Consider the following 16,416-nt stretch of genomic DNA (forward strand, 5'->3'; position numbering starts at 1 on the left):
GAACGTCAGGTTCTTCTCATGCCTTCTCCTTTCTCTTTCGAACAATTATTCAGGCGACTTCACGTCGCACCGACCCGAGCTTCCCGGCCCCGATCTACGCAACCCTCATCGAAGTCGAAGGCGAGGACGGCTACCAGCTGATCTGGTCGCGCCAGAGCCGCGACTGAGACATCGAGGCGCCGCTTAACCGGCGGGGCCTATCCCTCCAGATTTTGAAGCCGAAGACGGTCGTCGAGCCCGCCTTCGGCTTTTTGGTGGCATACGGAAACGGGGATAGCTGCTCAGATCGGGTGAGGGTGCCGGCACGGAATGACGGCGTCAAGGACGAGTGGTTCCCCCAATTTTGCCGCGACGCAACAAAATCGGCTGCCCCACTCACCGCCGCTGGCGGTCGCATCCGCGATCCCTGACCCCGCCGTCCCATCCCGCCCTGCGAAATCGTCTTTCACACACTCAAGGAGATGAGACGATGACGATCGAACAACACATCGAAGAACTGCGGGCCGAGTTGAAGAACGCATACGACGCTGCGGAGCGCCGTGAGATCCAGACCGAGCTGGACCTGGCTCAAGCCGCGTTGGCAATCATCAGGGCAGAGCAGGACGGAAGCGTTGATGCCGAGCCGCCCTACTGAGGGCGGGAATCACCGGTCGAGAAGCCCATCAGCATCATTGCAGGGACTGAAGACGATTGTTCTTCGCCAATCTGGACGTGAAGTCATAGGCCCAGGAAAGAAAGACGACTTTTAAATTCGACGTAGAATGCCAATTCCCATATGGCGTTCTGGCGTTTCCAAGCTGGATGCGGATTACGCTCCGTAAAAAGCTGCATGATAAACGACCACCCCGTGCCGTGCGTCATGACCGAAATCGAGCCGCTGGAAATATTCCGGAGGAACGTCAGGAAACTGTAGAGCGGGGTCAGCACTGAAGCCAAAACGCGCGTAGTAGCGAGGATCGCCGAAAACGACACAACCAGCCGCACCGAGCGCTTTGATCTGGTCAAGTCCAGCCTGTATGGGCCTGATACCGATGCCTTGCCGCTGCTGGTCAGTCCGTACTGCTATGGGTCCAAGGCCATACCAATCGACCACCACGCCGTTGATTTCGACGCGAGAAAAGGCGACATAGCCGACGATCTCATCGTCTCGTTCCGCGATCAGGGAAACCGTTAACGCGCCTCCTGCTCTCAAAGCGTCAACGATCGCGTCTTCCGTTCCATCGCTATGGGGAGCCCCTTCGAACGCCGCAGTTATCATCGCTCGAATTTCCGGGATGTCGTGTGAATTTTCAGGTCGAATGTTCATGGAAGGTCTGTAGCAAACAAGCCCCAAGCCGCCAACAAGGGAAGGCCGCGTGGGGATTGTTGGCAGCCTTCGAGGGCCTACGTTCGTTGCCAAATCGTTCCACAACAGAAGAGCGCCGCTTGGCGCTATTGACGCGCTCCGAGGTAAGCACATGCTGCGGCCCGCGAATTCTAGGACGGTAGCCACGTGCCCTCTTGCACCGTACGATTTCCAGAAAGAGCCTCACGGCATCGTGCTCGTTTTCGAAATGATGGACCATGCTTTGCCCGGACGCTCCGATGCGGCCCCAGCGCCGGGTGAGGCAGGGTTCTCCGAACAAGGTCATGGAAATTTCCATGGCATAGAAACGAGCCATGTTCTGCGTCGGGTCGGTCCGTTCTGTATAGATATGGTAGGGCTGTTTGAGCATGCCGACAGATTCGCCGATCCAGCATTTCTCGTCCAACCAGAGTTTTGAATCAGTCCAGCCCAATCGATTCATTGTTGTGATGAAAAGTCCAAGCCCTGTGATTGTGCTCGGGCGAGACGGCTTCTCCGCACGGCTCTAATCGCCACGCTCTCCGAATCCGCCTAGCGATTTCGGCTAGTCGGGAACGATCCTCTCGCAGCAGGAAGTCAGCCAAACCACGACTGCTGGAGTTGGTTGAGCAAGGCGCAGCGCACTGCACAGCGGACAGGTGCTATGTTCCCACCTCTGCCGTCCATCACAGGCGATGCGATAGAGTTGCCGCTCGCGTCATCCGCACCATGGTCGCCGTCGACCATCCCATCGGCGCGCGAGGTTGTCCTCAACGAGAAGGTCACCGATCGAGCGGCCATTCCTGGTGACAACTCGCAGCTCGCGACGGTACCGGTCCTCGTCCCTGCCTTTAGCAGTAATGGAGAACCTTCCGCCGTTGAGAAGATCAAGCAACCGCCGCTTTGCAGCCTCCCCTTTCGCGCGCTCGTCCTCGCACCGAGGCGGGCTGAGTTCGGGCGCGTCGATATCGGCGATCCGGATCTTTCGGCGTTGAAACCAGAACGTATCGCCATCGACAACGCAGTTTACCCGACGGCTTTCCCCGCAGATAGAAAACTCGGCCGATAGCCTGTCGGGCGACAGCGGCGACGCCATCGCATTCGAAGCAGGAACACCAAGACAGAGGCTCAACCCTGTAAATGCCGCACCGGTGACGATTGCGACCAACATCGCCACACCAGTATTCTTCGCACCTGCGCGCCGTCCGGTCCAAAGTGCCACGTCATTCTCCATTTCATTTTGTTCTCGTTGACGGCGAAGCCGCGTTTGGATGGAAGCGGTTCTGACCGACGCAGCTTTTCATGTCGTCACGGCGAAACCAGATAGCACGGCCGCATCTGAGCGGCGCGTTACCTGCGGTGAAGACGATCTGTTCGTCGGCGCGCATGCGAAGGACTTCATGCGGCTGGATCAACGGCCGGCTCGCCAGCAACTTTGACCGCGTTCGGGACGACCCCTTCGAATGGAAACTGCGGCTGACCTGGTCGATCTCGACCGTGGTCATGCCGCAACGCTTTGAGATGTAGTCGGCAGTCTCGGGATCGTTGATGGCCGAGAAGCTGATCCAGCTGACGCTTTCGAACCACTTGCTTGACGCATCGCGGCCGCCATAGGTTTCGCGCATCTGCCCGATCGACTGGAAGATCAGCGTCAGAGTGATGCCGTATTTGCGACCGGCGTCCCGCGCGGTCTCGAGGATCCGCATGTAACCGAGCCGCGCGACCTCATCGAGCAGGAACAGCGCTCGCCCGTTCATGGCTCCATCCCGGTTGTAGATCGCGTTCAGAAATGAGCCGATAATGACGCGCGCCAACCCCGAATGGGTCTCCAGCGTCTTCAGGTCGATGTTGATGAACACGTCGACCGTTCCGCTGGCGAGATCCTCGGTCGAGAAACTTGCTCCCGACACGAGTGCTGCGTAGTTTGGATAAGACAGCCAATGAGTTTCCTTCACGGCGTTGGCATAGACGCCTGAGAAGGTTTCGGGCGTCATGTTGACGAAGGCCGCGACGTTTTCCTTCACGAAGTCCGACTTCGAATTGGCGTAGATCTTCTCCAGCCGCTCGCGCAATTTTGGCTCCGGCTCTGCAAGGTTTTGGCGGACCTGACGCAACGTCTGGTCTTCTTCTTCCGTATGTCCGGAAAGGCAGACATCGGCGATCATAGCGGTGAGCAACTGCAGGCCTGATGCCCGAAAGAAGTCGTCTCGCACGCCGGTTGCCCGGCCGCTGTCGCTCATGATCCAGGACGCGACAGCGGCGATATCTTCCTCCTTGGTGCCACCGTGCCGGCCGATCCAGTCAAGCACATTCAGACCCGTTCCAGGAACTTTGGGATCGAGGATCTGGACATCCCGTCCGGCCTTGCCGCGATGATCCGCGACCATCGGTGCGACCTCGTTCGACGGATCGAGGACGATGAGCGATCCTCCCCATTTGAGCGCGGTCGGGATCGTCACCGACGTCGTCTTAAAACCGCCGGATCCCGCAAAGACGATCCCATGCGAGGAGCCGAACGAGCCATCGAAACACAGCAGCGGTGACTTGCCACCTGTCCCCCAGGTCTCCACCCTGTCGGCGCGAAACGACACGGCCGCGGTGCTGTCCCGATCGACGCGATAGCGCTCGCCGATGACGATGCCGGCGGTGTCGGAAAACAGCTTTGCTGCATCGGTCAGTTTCATCCAGTCGGCTTCGCCATGCATGGCGCGTTTGCCCCGGATACGCTTCGGCTCCGATCGTGAGAAGGCGGCGTTGCCGATGAGACCAACGTACATTGCAAAGCAGCCGACGATCAGGGCGGCGGCAGCGCCGATCATTGTGGCCGGATCGAGGTAGGCGGTCACGGATTTGCCTGATGGCAGGTTTCCGGCGAACGCTGCAAGTCGGGCTCCCTCACGCAGCGCGGCGATCAGCATCACCACGACACAGCCGGCAACGACGCCCCACCCGGCAAAACTGATGTTCATCGATCCGGCGCAGGCAAACAGGAACACGACCCCGATAGCCGCAGCGGCGACATACGGCCCCGCGATGCCGGCCCGGCCCAAAGTAAGCTTCGCCGCTTCCGTCTTGCCGAAGCCCGCAAGCCAGGTTTCCATACCAGTCAGGCTTATGGTGACGACGAGCATCAGCACGATTGGCACGATGACGAGTACGATCCTACTGCCCGTCATTGCCAAAGGCCTTCGCGCCGATAGACGTCAGACGTGCCCGCTCGTTGTCGTCAGACTTGAGGCGGTGATCAAGGTCGATGAGCGCGCCCAGCAACAGCGCACGCTTTTCGTAGCGAAGCCCAGCTTTGACGATCAGACCGCCGAGCGCGATCTTCTCGCGCGTGTCCTTCTTGCGTGATTCCGATGTGACGTTCCGGCTCATGCGCTCAAGCCTCGCTACCGCTGCTTTGAGCCGCACCAGCCGAGACGGGCGCCGTTTCCGCGGGAGGGGTGCTTGCGCCTCCCCTCTCCTTCCCGGTCGATCTGTTCTTGTCCGATCCCTGGTTCTGTCGAAACCTTTTGGCCATGTCCTCGAAGGCTGCCTGCAGCTCCGTCTCGTCGATGTCGAAATCGCCAAGACCTGCTTTGAGCGCGATGCGTCCGATCCGCTCAGCTTCCCGTGTCTCCGCATGCTTCAACTGATCCTGCAGCCTGGCGATTTCTTCGCGGATTTTCGAGGATGGTTTCTTCATTTCCGATCGTCTCCTTGCCGAGAAAGCGTGGCTTTCGAGGCAACAATCCCAGAGCGAAGTGCGGAACGCACTACTGTGAATCCTACAATCGCAAAGGGCGATGCTTTGGTGAATGATCCCAGCCGTTCGCAAGGACGGCTTCCAAGGGCGCAATTATACGTCGCTGTCGCGACGCCCTGCTTTCAGTGCCCTGGCGGGGCCGACCTTGCGAACAAGCTGTTGATTTCATTCGCACCTAGAAAGAATTCCGCCGTGGCCGTCCCGCATTTCTCAGTCAGCATCGTCACCCGCGGCTCCGGCCGCAGCGCCGTGCTGTCGGTGGCCTACCGGCATTGCGCCAAGATGGAGTTCGAGCGGGAGGCGCGCTCGATCGACTACAGCCGGAAGCAGGGGCTCCTCCACGAGGAGTTCGTTATACCGGACGATGCGCCGGACTGGCTGCGCTCCATGATTGCTGACCGGTCCGTTGCCGGCGCGTCTGAGGCCTTCTGGAACAGGGTCGAGAATTTCGAGAAGCGCTCGGACGCGCAGCTCGCCAAGGACGTCACCATCGCCCTGCCGCTCGAACTCTCGGCCGCCCAGAACATCGCGCTGATGCGCGACTTTATCGCCGAGCACATAACGTCCAGGGGGATGGTTGCCGACTGGGTCTATCATGACGCGCCCGGCAATCCGCATGTCCATCTGATGACGACGCTGCGGCCGCTGACCAAGGACGGTTTCGGGGCCAAGAAGGTCGCCGTCCTCGGCCCCGACGGGAAGCCTCTGCGCAATGACACCGGGAAGATCGTCTATGAGCTCTGGGCAGGGAGTGCAGACGATTTCAACGCGCTCCGCGACGGCTGGTTTGCCGTTCAGAACAAGCATCTTGCTCTTGCCGGGCTCGACATCCGCATCGACGGGCGATCCTTTGAAAAGCAGGGTATCGAACTCACACCCACCATCCATGTCGGTGTCGGAGCAACGGCGATCGACCGCAAGACTGCTCAGGCTTCCGATTCGTCATTGATGCCGTCGCCAACGCTGGAGCGGATCGAACTGCAGGAAGAGCGGCGCGCGGAAAATGCGCGGCGGATCCAGCGCAAGCCGTCGATCGTGCTCGACCTCATCACGCGGGACAAGAGCGTCTTCGACACAAGGGACGTTGCCAAGGTCCTGCATCGATATATCGACGATGCGGGCCTGTTCCAGAGCGTGATGGCCCGCATCATGCAGGACCCGGACGTCTTGCGGCTCGACAGGGAGCGGCTCGATTTCGCAACCGGCATGTGGGTGCCGGCGCGGTATACGACGCGCGGGATGATCCGGCTCGAGGCCGAGATGGCGAACCGGGCGATCTGGCTCGACAGCAGGTCATCGCACGGTGTTCGCGACGCTGTGCTCGAGGCGACCTTCGCACGCCACGCCCGCCTGTCGGACGAGCAGAAAGTTGCGATCCGTCATGTCGCGGGAGATGCGCGGATCGCCGCCGTGATCGGCCGCGCAGGTGCTGGCAAGACGACGATGATGAAGGCGGCGCGCGAAGCCTGGGAAGCAGCCGGCCTCCGCGTCGTCGGTGGCGCCTTGGCGGGCAAAGCCGCTGAAGGTTTGGAGAAGGAAGCCGGCATCGTTTCCCGCACTTTGTCCTCTTGGGAACTCCGCTGGAGCCAGGGCCGCAACCAGCTTGATGACAAGACGATCTTCGTGTTGGACGAGGCCGGCATGGTGTCGTCGAAGCAGATGGCGCTTCTCGTGGAGGCGGTGACGATCAGCGGCGCCAAGCTCGTCCTGGTCGGCGATCCCGAGCAACTTCAGCCGATCGCGGCCGGGGCCGCCTTCCGGGCCATCGCCGATCGTATCGGCTATGCTGAGCTCGAAACCATCTACCGCCAGAACGCGCAGTGGATGCGCGATGCCTCGCTCGATCTCGCTCGTGGCAATATTGCCAAAGCGGTTGCCTCGTACACTGCCAATGGCCGGATGATGGGGTCGACCCTGAAGGCCGAAGCCGTCGACCACCTCATCTCGGACTGGAACCGGGATTACGATCCGGCGAGGACGTCATTGATACTGGCGCATCTTCGCCGCGACGTCCGGATGTTGAACACGCTCGCCCGTGCGAAACTGGTCGAGCGGGGGATCATCGAGGATGGTCACGCCTTCAGGGCGGAAGACGGCCATCGTCATTTCGCTGCCGGTGACCAGATCGTCTTCCTCAAGAACGAGGGTTCGCTCGGCGTCAAGAACGGCATGCTGGCCAAGGTCGTCGAGGCAGTGCCTGGTCGCATTGTTGCCGAGATCGGCCATGGCGATCAGAGCCGTCAGATCACGGTCGAACAGCGGTTCTATAACAATGTCGATCACGGCTATGCCACCACCATCCACAAGAGTCAGGGTGCAACCGTCGACCGGGTCAAGGTGCTGGCTTCCCTGTCGCTCGATCGGCACCTGACCTATGTGGCGATGACCCGGCACCGCGAAGATCTCGCCGTCTATTACGGCGCCAGATCTTTCGCCAAGGCGGGTGGGCTGACCGCGCTTCTGTCGCGTAAAAATTCGAAGGAAACGACGCTCGACTACGAGAAGGGCGCCTTCTATCGCGCTGCCCTTCGGTTCGCCGACGTGCGGGGTCTCCACCTCGTCAATGTCGCCCGCACGATCGTTCGTGATCGTCTGGAGTGGACCATCCGGCAGAAGCAAAAGCTCTTCGATCTTGCAAGTCGTCTCACCGCGGTCGGCGCGAAGATCGGGTTCAAGCACACCACCAAACCCGCGACCCCCAACCCCATGATGGAGACGAAACCGATGGTATCGGGCATCACCACATTCCAGAAATCGCTGGAGCAGACCGTCGATGACCGGCTTGCCGCTGATCCCGGTCTGAAGAAGCAATGGCAGGACGTCACGACCCGGTTCCATCTCGTCTATGCAAATCCGGAGAGTGCTTTCAAGGCGATCAATGTCGAGGCCATGCTGAGAGACAAAAACGCTGCGACATCGACGCTGGCTAGGATTACCAGTCGACCGAAGAGCTTTGGCGCGCTGAAGGGTAAGACCGGTCTCCTCGCCGGGCGTGCGGAGAAGCAGGAGCGCGATACGGCGCTGGTCAACGCGCCAGCCCTTTCCCGAAATATCGAGCGTTTCCTGCAAACACGGGCGGAAGCGGAACGCAAGCACGAGACCGAGGAACGCGCGGTCCGTCTCAAGGTGTCGGTCAACATTCCGGCACTCTCTGCATCCGCCAAACACACCCTCGAGCGGGTCCGGGATGCGATCGACCGCAACGACCTTCCCGCCGGTCTCGAATTTGCGCTTTCCGATAAAATGGTGAAGGCGGAACTCGAAGGGTTCGCCAAGGCCGTGAGCGACCGGTTTGGCGAAAGAACCTTCCTCGGCGTTGCCGCCAAGGAACCGAACGGAGAAGCGTTCAAATCCATCACATCGGGAATGTCGGCGGGCCAGAAATCTGAGGTGCAGTCGTCGTGGAACGCGATGCGGACCATACAGCAGCTTTCGGCGCATGAGCGTGCGACGGAGAGCATCAGCCAGGGACAAGTCCTCCGCCAGAGCCAAACCAAAGGGCTGTCTCTGAAATGAGCGACCAAGGTTGGAATCGAACGGGAAATCGATCCCACCGGCTAAAGGCGGCGGCCATTGTCGTGACTGCCGGCATCTGTGCGCTCTCGGCTTTTACATTGGGATGGATCGGCGGATTTCGCATCAATCTCACACCGAGCGAGCCGCTCGGTCTCTGGCATATCGTTCCGCTGGATCGGCCCGCCGTGGTCGGTGATGTGGTCTTCATCTGCCCACCGGTGACTGCGACAATGCGCGAGGCGCGCGAGCGTGGATATCTGCGACGCGGTCGTTGCCCGGCTGGCTATGCACCTCTCATCAAGACGATCGCCGGCGTCGCAGGACAGGACGTCGAGGTTGGTGCCGATGTCTGGATCGCGCGCCACGCCGTGCCACGGTCCAGCGTCTCGATGGTCGATGGCAAGGGTCGTCCCTTGGCGCGCTTCAACGGCGGCGTCATCCAGACTGGGCATGTCTTTGTCCATTCGACGTTCATCGGTTCGTTCGATTCTCGGTACTTCGGTCCGATCCCCACGTCCGGTATTCTCGGACAGGCCCAGGAGGTATGGACCTATGCGCCATGAACGCGCCCGGCCGGCGGTGCTTGTCGGCCTGTCCGTCGCAACCGGATGGATCGCATGGAGCGGTGTCGTTTTGCTTCTTCCGGTTTCGCTCCTGTTTCCGGTTTTGTGGTCGATGGCCACAAGCAGAAAGATCGCAGCACTGATTGCAGCCGGATACTTCCTTGCGGCATCGAGAGGCTTGCCGCAGGGCGTCGCCGCCTTCTACCAGTCCGATCTCTGGCCCGGACTACTGCTCTGGCTCTGCGCATCGTTGAGCTTCGTTGTGGTGCATACGATCTTGTGGACCGCCTGTGCGCGGGTACAACCATTTTGCTATCTCGCAGCAATCTTGCTCTTGGCAGTGCCACCGTTCGGGATTACCGGCTGGGCGCATCCGGTCACGGCTGCGGGGATTCTCTTCTCCGGATGGGGATGGTGGGGGATCGCGGCGATGACAGCCGGCCTGATCTGCCTCGTAACCCGAGTATGGCCAGCTTTCGCCATGGCGCTTGTGAGCGTCTGGCTTTGGTCCGCCGCGACCTGGACCGATCCAACTCTACTGGGCCGATGGCGCGGTGTCGATCTTCATCTGGGTTCATCGCTTGGGCGCGAAACCGGGCTTCAACGTCATCGAGACCTGATCCAGATCGTACGGGGCGCCGCTTCCGACGAAGCAACCTTCGTGGCCCTCCCGGAAAGTGCGCTGGGCGTTTGGACGCCGACGGTCGAGCGGCAGTGGGTTCAGGGTCTGAACGGCACACCGGCAACTGCAATCGTCGGGGCCACCGTGATCACCGAGGACGGTTACGACAACGTCCTGGTCGCGATCTCCGATTGGGGCGGCAAGGTCCTCTATCGGCAGCGCATGCCGGTGCCCGGATCCATGTGGCAGCCGTGGCGGGCATGGCTCGGCCAGAGCGGTGGAGCTCGGGCCGACTTTTTTGCCAATCCCATCGTCGAACTGGGTGAAAGACGGGTTGCCCCACTGATCTGCTACGAGCAACTGATCGTCTGGCCGGTGCTGCAATCGATGCTGCACGACCCCGACATCATTCTGGCCGTGGGCAATGGCTGGTGGACGGCGGGTACATCCATCGTCGATATCCAGCGCGCGAGCGTCGCGGCTTGGGCACGCCTTTTTGCCAAACCCCTCGTCGTTTCCTTCAACACGTAGATTTCCGGAGCCTCTATGTTGGACGCTGCCCTGATCCAAGAATGCGCAGACCCCTCGTTAAAACCTGCGGTCGTGGAGCAGTTCATCGACGCGGCCGGCGCACCTGATCCGCTGACTGTTACCGTCAAATCCGGCAGTCGCGCGTTTCTGGTCCCTGTGCCGAAAACTGCGGACGAGGCGCTGGTTATTATCCGCGAGAATGTCGGCCGGGCCGTGGTCCGGGTCGGCCTGACACAGTTTCCGGCAGGTGTCGGCGTCAATGATGCCTCCGAGCTAAAGGCCGATCTCGTCGATCCCTGCGAGAACCTCCGCATCGGGACCCGCATGTTTGCCAAGGTCCTCGGTCTTGTCGCCAAGTGGTACGGAAATCCCAAAAGTGATGAGGTTCTTCCGCAGATCTTCGAGGACGCCGTCTATGCCTGGAAAACCGGGGAGTTCGAGGGCGTTGGGGTGTTTCAAGCAGAAGACCCCGGTGGGGCGATCGCAAATCAAGTCGTGCCGTTTGAACACGATGCCATTAAGAAGGTGGACGCGGAGGCGCCATCGCAAGCGGATGCAGAACCCTTAAAGGATATCAGATTGGGAGCAGCCGGAATGCGCATAGACCTCTCGAGGATTGGCGGAGAGTGAAGCGCCAAAGACTCATTCGCCGGGGAGAGAGTAGCGGGTGAGGACAGCCTCGTTTCCATCGAGGCTGACTTCAATCACTTCATTGACGATTTCCCCGTGCTCAACCAGATCCTGCAATGTGAGGGCGAATAGCTGCCGTTGAAGTTCTGGAAGAACCTGCGGCACGATGATGACAAGACCTGCATGCAGGTGTTCCTTGGCGTAGAGCTTGCGGAAATCACGGGCATTGTTCGTGACGAACGTAAAGTCCTCCTCAACGATCCGAGGCATAAGATCCCAGTCCGCTTCTCCGCTCAATCCAAGCCAGTTGACATGGAAACAATCGTGGCCGTATTCGCCTGCCACCGCCACGAGCGACGTATGAAGGCATTCATCGATCAGAAATTTCACGAATTTGCGCCGGAGGGTTCGGTGGCTTTTACCTGACGAAGAGGCAAACGCGTCGTGGATTTAACCTTCAAACCCAACTCGGAAAGCTTGCGCGGCCGTCCTCGGGCTGGGTGCGCCGCAGCCCAGATTTCCGCAAGATCGATCATACGGGCCGTGAGCGAGGGATAACCTTCGACGATTTCCAGCGTGCTGGCGCCTTGGGCTTTCATGGCAGCGATCGTTCGAACGGGGACCCGCGTCTTGTTGAAGACAGGCTCACCACCCATCACGCCCTTGACACTCTGTATCATCTGCTCGGCTTCTCTGAGCGCTTCAGCGCGGGCCGCCAGTTGCTCTCTTGCCCGCGCAACGTCGATAATCAGAAAATCGTCCGCCCTAACAGTATCAGCCTCGGGATTCTGATCGATCGTATCGAACAGACGTTTGCGCCGCTCGGCAGAGAGAATTGATCCGACGCCATACCATAGCTTCAACTGTAGCAAATCCTGATCGTTAAGCGTTCGACCGTCACGGCCGACAGGAGGCGTGGCAATGATGCGTTTGTCGATGGCGTTGTGCACCGACTTGACCGCAACTTCGCTGACAGCTGCTGCTTCAGCCGGGGTGTACGCGCGCGCGGTACCAACCATAATTGTTCTCCTTGGAGAGAACATATAACCCACATCGTCCGTGCCGTAAAGTGTCTCGACGTCCGTCCGTGATAGAAGCCGTTTCTGAAACACAAAGACGAATGCTGCGGCGTCAGCTCGGTTTGGTCAGGAGCTCGGCGGGCTCAACACCGAGCGCACTGGAGATTTGCCCGAGCACGGTAACGGTGGCTGATTTATCGGCGCGTTCGATCGCCCCGATATGGCGAGCGCTTAGCCCTGCGAGGTCTGCCAATTCTTCCTGCGTCAGGTTCATCTCATGACGGATCCGGCGCAGATTGATCGCCATGGTCTCCTTGAGATCCATGACGTAGCGGAGCCAGAATCGGAACAATAGCTCTAGGAACGATCGTTCCGATTCGTTGCAGCACATGATATCAGCATACGCATAAAATCGTTTACGACGGCGCGGATCCGAGGAAACGGTCGCGCGTCAACGAAGGTCGTGCAGTGACGGCGTAAATCATGTAAGGCGCCCACAGGCTGTGGGATGACGGCTAAGTGGAGGAATGACTTTGAGTGGGCCCTTCGATACCGACAAACACAAGATGACACCCCAGTATCGTTCGATGCGGACGTCGGAACTGGAGCCGCTTGCAATCGCTGCGATTCAAGAGCATCGCCGCCTTCTTGCGGCAGACGAAGTCGTCTACGAGGAGTGGACGCGCGCGAATGACGACCCTACAGTGACCGCCTCCGTGCTGCAGTCTCTTCAAGCCGAATACCTCGCACGGCAGAAGACATCAGAGGCGCAGCAGCAGGAACTCTCCGAGATCATTGACGCTCTCGGCTACGTTCCCGAGGTGCCGATCGGTGACGACGGCGCAAAGTCAGAGTAGCCCGCGCTCTTTCGCCATGAACACCAACTGGGGGATCGTTCTCGCATCAAACTTTTCGCGTGCTCTATCGAGATAATGCTGAACCGTCCTTGCGTTTATCCCGGTGAGAACGGCCGTCTCATGCGCGCCCTTTCCTTTCGTAGCCCACAATACGCAGAGCGTCTCCCGCGGCGACAGCATGCGCTTTGGCGAGATTGCCGTCGATGCCGCGATCATCTTCAGGCGATAGTGGACAGCCAAGACGACCTGAAGAGCAGTTTTGGAGTCGAGGGCGGGCGGCACATCCAACGTTCGCTCGGACGATGCAAAAGTCAGCATCATGGTGGAGCCGAAACTGCCTTCGACGGGAATGGTGACCCCGGAGCAAATGCCGTGTTCAACAGCCTCGTCGCGGAAGCGACGAAGATCCGAGGCGCCACGGGCCGGCCAGTTGTCTGCGGTCCAGGAGAAGATATCCCGTCTGCGCTTTGCTTCCGTCACGACAGGGTCGATGCGGGAATAATGGCTCGTGAGGTAAATGCCCTCCCAAGGCTCAGGGTAGCTGTTGAATGTCCGAATTTCCGGACCCTCCGTTTGAAGGTAAGCGAAACGATCGTAACCGTAAGCCTGCGCAAAACTTTTGAGCGCAGCCTTGATCATGTCCTCGTCTTGGGCTGCTTCCAGCATGTCAATGAGTGAGCGAACGGTTCCGTCCAAGGACTGTTCTCCTATCTTCTGGCCCGGCTGTTCGGGAATGCCGGCAAGTCAACTTGCAAGACCTTTGCGCCATGGCCTCATAGAAGCCAGCAGACGATTGGACATCGGATGACAACGCGAATCTTGCGGTTGTCTGTTCAGAAACGGCTGTCGCAGGTATCTTCGCTGCGCAAGACCAGCCCGGAATCCATAGGGTCAGCAATATCCCGGTCGAGGGAAGGTTCAAGTCTCCTCAATCTAAAATATCAGATTGCAGGAGAATGGCTTTCCAATGACGCTCTTAAACCGTGCCGTCTCGCCACGAAAATGTCAGCAAAGGCCGTGCACACGGCAGGTCAGTTTTCGCGATATGCCGATGGAAATACAATATCCTGATCGACGAGCACATTAAACATGTATCCGGGCCGGATATTGATCGTCGGCTGGACATTCAGGTTCTTGGATATTGTCTGCTCGGCAACCCGACCGAAGCTTTCTGCAAAGTTCCGGCGTGCGGCATCCGATGCCCTATCCTGAGTTACGAGCGTCGAGCTTTCCGGCATCGACATGTCGATGCCCGTGCCAAAGAGCGCAACGAGTGCGGCTGAGCCGAACGTGCGCCAGAAATGCCGATCGACGTTGTCCCTGAGGCCGCCATAGCCTTCCGCGTCCGTGCCGGCCATGCCGCCGATCTGGAGCGTCGCACCGTTCGGAAAGATCAGGTCGGTCCAGACGACGAGAACACGCTCTTGGCCGAAGGCAACCTTGGAGTCATAGCGGCCGAACAGTTTTGCGCCTTGCGGGATCAGCAGACGATACCCCGTGGCGCTGTCATAGACATTATGACTGATCTGTGCGGTGATCCTGCCGGGCAGGTCGGAGTTCAGTCCAGTGATCAGTGTCGCCGGGATGACGGAGCCGCGTTTTAGTTCAAACGGTGATATTTGCGGCACCACCTTGTTGGGCAGGTATCCGAGATCTTTGATGTCCTGATTGAAGAATTCTTCTTTGGTGGTCTGCCCGTTCTGATCGGCATTCTGACCCATGACACCGGATTTCAGGGCGGCAGCATACAGGTCAGAAGCGCTGTTCGCCGAATTGGTCGAGGGCTGGTGCCTGTTGTCCGTGCTTTCTTTTGCTTTCTCAAGATCGGACACATCGACTTTCAGCGGAGAGTCCAGTGCCGTTGCGCGTGCCTGCAGCCGCGCCATCCTCTGGCGCTGCGCTTCCCGGATCGACTGCTCGTCCTGCTCCCGCTTTAGCCGTGCCTTCCAGTCTTCTTCGGACTCGCGGCTCTTCCGACGGTCGTTTCTGATCTCTGGTTGCCGCTCTACGACCGGGTCGCTAATTCGCTCCTTTTCGACAACGACAGGCGTAGGCTGAAAGATCTCCTGGTGTTCAGGTTCCCCAATGATCCCATCCGAAATACCCCGCTTCAACTGGTCCCCGAATGTGGTCGCCGGCGAATTCGATGCGCTCTCCAACGCACCGCTCCGATGGAAGGATAGGCCGCGCCACGAGAGACCGACGACCACGACGCCCAGGAAAAGCAGGGTCATGCCAATCGTGACGATGATTGGGAGCCGGTTGAGCCGGCGCATACCCTGCTGATCGTCGGAATTGCCGGCGCTACCCAGCTGTAAAGATTGAACCACGATCGCCTCTCAGTCTCTGTGAATGATCGACAACGGACTTGCGGGTGTGGCACCAGCGGCGGACGGCGCATAAGCGCGGGCAAGCGCGATCGATGGCGTTGTCAGACGCGCCAGAACCTGGCCGTCGAAGCTGTCGACCGACCAGGCGAGCTCCACCGGCTTATGATTCTCGGCGGTCTTTCCGTCGACGATCACGGTGTAGCCCCACCCTTTTAACGCCCCCTCGAGCGCTGCGGCGTATTCTGAGGTGTCTTTGTCCATCTTGATGACCGTTGAGCCGGCTAGACCAATCTGCTCGGCGAGCCTGCTTGCCATATCACCAGCGATCGCGCCGGCAGTTGCTCCGGTGATAGTGATAGGATCTGAGTTTGTGGTGAGCGTCTCGTCGGCAGTTTGGCAGCCGGCGAGAGACAGTGCCGTGAAAAGGGGAATGAGGAGCCTGTGCATGACTTACCCTCCCCGCCGAATGGTAATTTTTTGTTGCCGCCATCCGACGCCCGAAACAAGGATCGCCTTATCGACCGCATAGTCGACGATCATCATGTCGTTCTTCATGCGATAGTTGACGATCCGGTTCTGGCCGCCGCTGACCACAAAGAGGACGGGCGCGTCCTGCCCCGAGATCGATTTCGGAAACTGGATGTAGGTCTTGTCCCCGTCCGAGTAGATGCGCTTCGGCTTCCAGGCAGCACTTCCGCTGACCGAGTAGGAGAAGTTGAGTTTGTCAGGAGCAGCACCAGGGATGCCAACCGCCTCGATTCGGGCGTTGATGTCGGCGAGCTTGGTCGAGACATCTTCAGGATATTCGAAGCCGACACGGGCCATGTACTGGCTTGGATGGGACTTGAGCTGGATGTGGTAGGTCCGCCGAGACGTCGTTACGACCATCGATGTAACAAGCCCGGCCTCGGATGGTTTGACGATCAGATGGATCGCCTGGCCTCCGGTCGCGCCAGAGGTCGCAGGCTCCACCTTCCAACGCACGGTGTCGCCGACCAGAACGTCGCGGACTATCTCTCCACCCTGCAATTCGATGTCACACACCTGGAGCGGCGAGCACACGACGGATGGCTGGGTTTCTCCGAATAGGAAGATGACCTTGCCATCGGGACCGGTTGTGACCAGGCCAGGTGTTCCCCGCCACTTGCTGGAGATCTTGGTTCCCTTGACCTCGTTCGATGTTAAGGATTGCGCAGATGCGCTGCACGCAGCTAAAAGTCCGGCCATGCAGCCGACGGCCGCGATCATTCCTGTTCGTTGCATGAAACTCCCCTGC

At 59.5% G+C, this 16,416-nt stretch carries 19 protein-coding genes and 1 pseudogene; 7 read left to right on the forward strand and 13 right to left on the reverse strand.

All coding sequences use genetic code 11. The annotated features are described in order from the left end of the window. Positions 1 to 71: 71 nt before the first annotated feature. Positions 72 to 167: pseudogene (locus C8J33_RS23575) on the forward strand (DUF736 family protein); the annotation flags it as partial. Between the two features lie 302 nt (positions 168 to 469). Then, positions 470 to 634 (forward strand): hypothetical protein, encoded by a 165-nt coding sequence (locus C8J33_RS27155; RefSeq protein ID WP_165910821.1) that lies wholly within the window; start codon positions 470 to 472, stop codon positions 632 to 634. Between the two features lie 174 nt (positions 635 to 808). Here C8J33_RS27155 and C8J33_RS23580 read toward each other — a convergent pair whose 3' ends face one another. The 6 genes from C8J33_RS23580 to traC form a co-directional block, all read right to left on the reverse strand. Beyond that, entirely contained in the window at positions 809 to 1,306 is a 498-nt protein-coding gene (locus C8J33_RS23580) for a GNAT family N-acetyltransferase (RefSeq protein WP_132665548.1), read from the reverse strand. After that, complete coding sequence (locus C8J33_RS27960; protein WP_422038985.1) at positions 1,290 to 1,787, reverse strand: WGR domain-containing protein; 498 nt, start codon at positions 1,785 to 1,787, stop codon at positions 1,290 to 1,292. Before C8J33_RS27960 ends, C8J33_RS23580 begins: the two co-directional genes overlap by 17 nt. Positions 1,788 to 2,042: 255 nt before the next feature. Then, positions 2,043 to 2,546 (reverse strand): thermonuclease family protein, encoded by a 504-nt coding sequence (locus C8J33_RS23590; RefSeq protein WP_245507267.1) that lies wholly within the window; start codon positions 2,544 to 2,546, stop codon positions 2,043 to 2,045. 13 nt (positions 2,547 to 2,559) lie between these two features. Then, positions 2,560 to 4,500 (reverse strand): Ti-type conjugative transfer system protein TraG, encoded by a 1,941-nt coding sequence (gene traG / locus C8J33_RS23595; RefSeq protein WP_132665550.1) that lies wholly within the window; start codon positions 4,498 to 4,500, stop codon positions 2,560 to 2,562. Then, on the reverse strand, positions 4,487 to 4,702 hold the full coding sequence (gene traD / locus C8J33_RS23600; protein WP_132665551.1) for a type IV conjugative transfer system coupling protein TraD: 216 nt from the start codon (positions 4,700 to 4,702) through the stop codon (positions 4,487 to 4,489). The genes traG and traD overlap by 14 nt, the downstream gene beginning before the upstream one ends. A gap of 4 nt (positions 4,703 to 4,706) precedes the next feature. After that, complete coding sequence (traC, locus tag C8J33_RS23605; protein WP_132665552.1) at positions 4,707 to 5,012, reverse strand: conjugal transfer protein TraC; 306 nt, start codon at positions 5,010 to 5,012, stop codon at positions 4,707 to 4,709. Positions 5,013 to 5,264: 252 nt separating this feature from the next. Between traC and traA the strand changes: the two genes are divergently transcribed. The 4 genes from traA (at position 5,265) to C8J33_RS23625 (ending at position 10,934) form a co-directional block, all read left to right on the forward strand. Continuing rightward, positions 5,265 to 8,588 carry a Ti-type conjugative transfer relaxase TraA gene (gene traA / locus C8J33_RS23610; RefSeq protein ID WP_132665553.1) on the forward strand — a complete coding sequence of 1,108 codons (3,324 nt, stop codon included), beginning with the start codon at positions 5,265 to 5,267 and terminating at the stop codon, positions 8,586 to 8,588. 62 nt (positions 8,589 to 8,650) lie between these two features. Then, positions 8,651 to 9,151 carry a conjugative transfer signal peptidase TraF gene (gene traF, locus C8J33_RS23615; protein ID WP_245507268.1) on the forward strand — a complete coding sequence of 167 codons (501 nt, stop codon included), beginning with the start codon at positions 8,651 to 8,653 and terminating at the stop codon, positions 9,149 to 9,151. Beyond that, the gene (locus C8J33_RS23620; RefSeq protein WP_132665555.1) at positions 9,141 to 10,304 is read left to right on the forward strand and encodes a conjugal transfer protein TraB; all 1,164 of its coding nucleotides are present in this window, start codon (positions 9,141 to 9,143) and stop codon (positions 10,302 to 10,304) included. Before traF ends, C8J33_RS23620 begins: the two co-directional genes overlap by 11 nt. Positions 10,305 to 10,319: 15 nt before the next feature. Beyond that, a complete protein-coding gene (locus tag C8J33_RS23625) occupies positions 10,320 to 10,934 on the forward strand; it encodes a TraH family protein (protein ID WP_132665556.1) in 615 nt (204 codons plus the stop codon). Positions 10,935 to 10,946: 12 nt separating this feature from the next. Here C8J33_RS23625 and C8J33_RS23630 read toward each other — a convergent pair whose 3' ends face one another. From C8J33_RS23630 to C8J33_RS23640, 3 genes are all read right to left on the reverse strand, one after another. Then, a complete protein-coding gene (locus C8J33_RS23630) occupies positions 10,947 to 11,324 on the reverse strand; it encodes a DUF5615 family PIN-like protein (RefSeq protein WP_132665557.1) in 378 nt (125 codons plus the stop codon). Further along, the gene (locus C8J33_RS23635) at positions 11,321 to 11,953 is read right to left on the reverse strand and encodes a DUF433 domain-containing protein (protein ID WP_110808296.1); all 633 of its coding nucleotides are present in this window, start codon (positions 11,951 to 11,953) and stop codon (positions 11,321 to 11,323) included. Before C8J33_RS23635 ends, C8J33_RS23630 begins: the two co-directional genes overlap by 4 nt. A 112-nt stretch (positions 11,954 to 12,065) precedes the next feature. Then, on the reverse strand, positions 12,066 to 12,278 hold the full coding sequence (locus C8J33_RS23640) for a helix-turn-helix domain-containing protein (protein WP_110731019.1): 213 nt from the start codon (positions 12,276 to 12,278) through the stop codon (positions 12,066 to 12,068). Positions 12,279 to 12,480: 202 nt separating this feature from the next. On the opposite strand from C8J33_RS23640, the gene C8J33_RS23645 reads away from it, so the two are divergent. Further along, complete coding sequence (locus C8J33_RS23645; protein WP_132665558.1) at positions 12,481 to 12,810, forward strand: transcriptional repressor TraM; 330 nt, start codon at positions 12,481 to 12,483, stop codon at positions 12,808 to 12,810. Here C8J33_RS23645 and C8J33_RS23650 read toward each other — a convergent pair. From C8J33_RS23650 to trbG, 4 genes are all read right to left on the reverse strand, one after another. Further along, positions 12,802 to 13,506 (reverse strand): autoinducer binding domain-containing protein, encoded by a 705-nt coding sequence (locus C8J33_RS23650; protein WP_165910822.1) that lies wholly within the window; start codon positions 13,504 to 13,506, stop codon positions 12,802 to 12,804. The two genes, C8J33_RS23645 and C8J33_RS23650, sit on opposite strands and share 9 nt — an antisense overlap. Positions 13,507 to 13,841: 335 nt before the next feature. Then, positions 13,842 to 15,140, reverse strand: coding sequence for an IncP-type conjugal transfer protein TrbI (trbI, locus tag C8J33_RS23655; RefSeq protein WP_132665559.1), 1,299 nt, complete (start codon positions 15,138 to 15,140; stop codon positions 13,842 to 13,844). A 9-nt stretch (positions 15,141 to 15,149) separates the two neighbouring features. Continuing rightward, positions 15,150 to 15,587 (reverse strand): conjugal transfer protein TrbH, encoded by a 438-nt coding sequence (trbH, locus tag C8J33_RS23660; RefSeq protein WP_132665560.1) that lies wholly within the window; start codon positions 15,585 to 15,587, stop codon positions 15,150 to 15,152. 3 nt (positions 15,588 to 15,590) lie between these two features. Continuing rightward, positions 15,591 to 16,403, reverse strand: coding sequence for a P-type conjugative transfer protein TrbG (gene trbG, locus C8J33_RS23665; protein ID WP_132665561.1), 813 nt, complete (start codon positions 16,401 to 16,403; stop codon positions 15,591 to 15,593). Positions 16,404 to 16,416: the final 13 nt, after the last annotated feature.

Origin of the sequence: Rhizobium sp. PP-CC-3G-465 (assembly GCF_004343445.1) — a bacterium.
Classification (GTDB): domain Bacteria; phylum Pseudomonadota; class Alphaproteobacteria; order Rhizobiales; family Rhizobiaceae; genus Ferranicluibacter; species Ferranicluibacter rubi.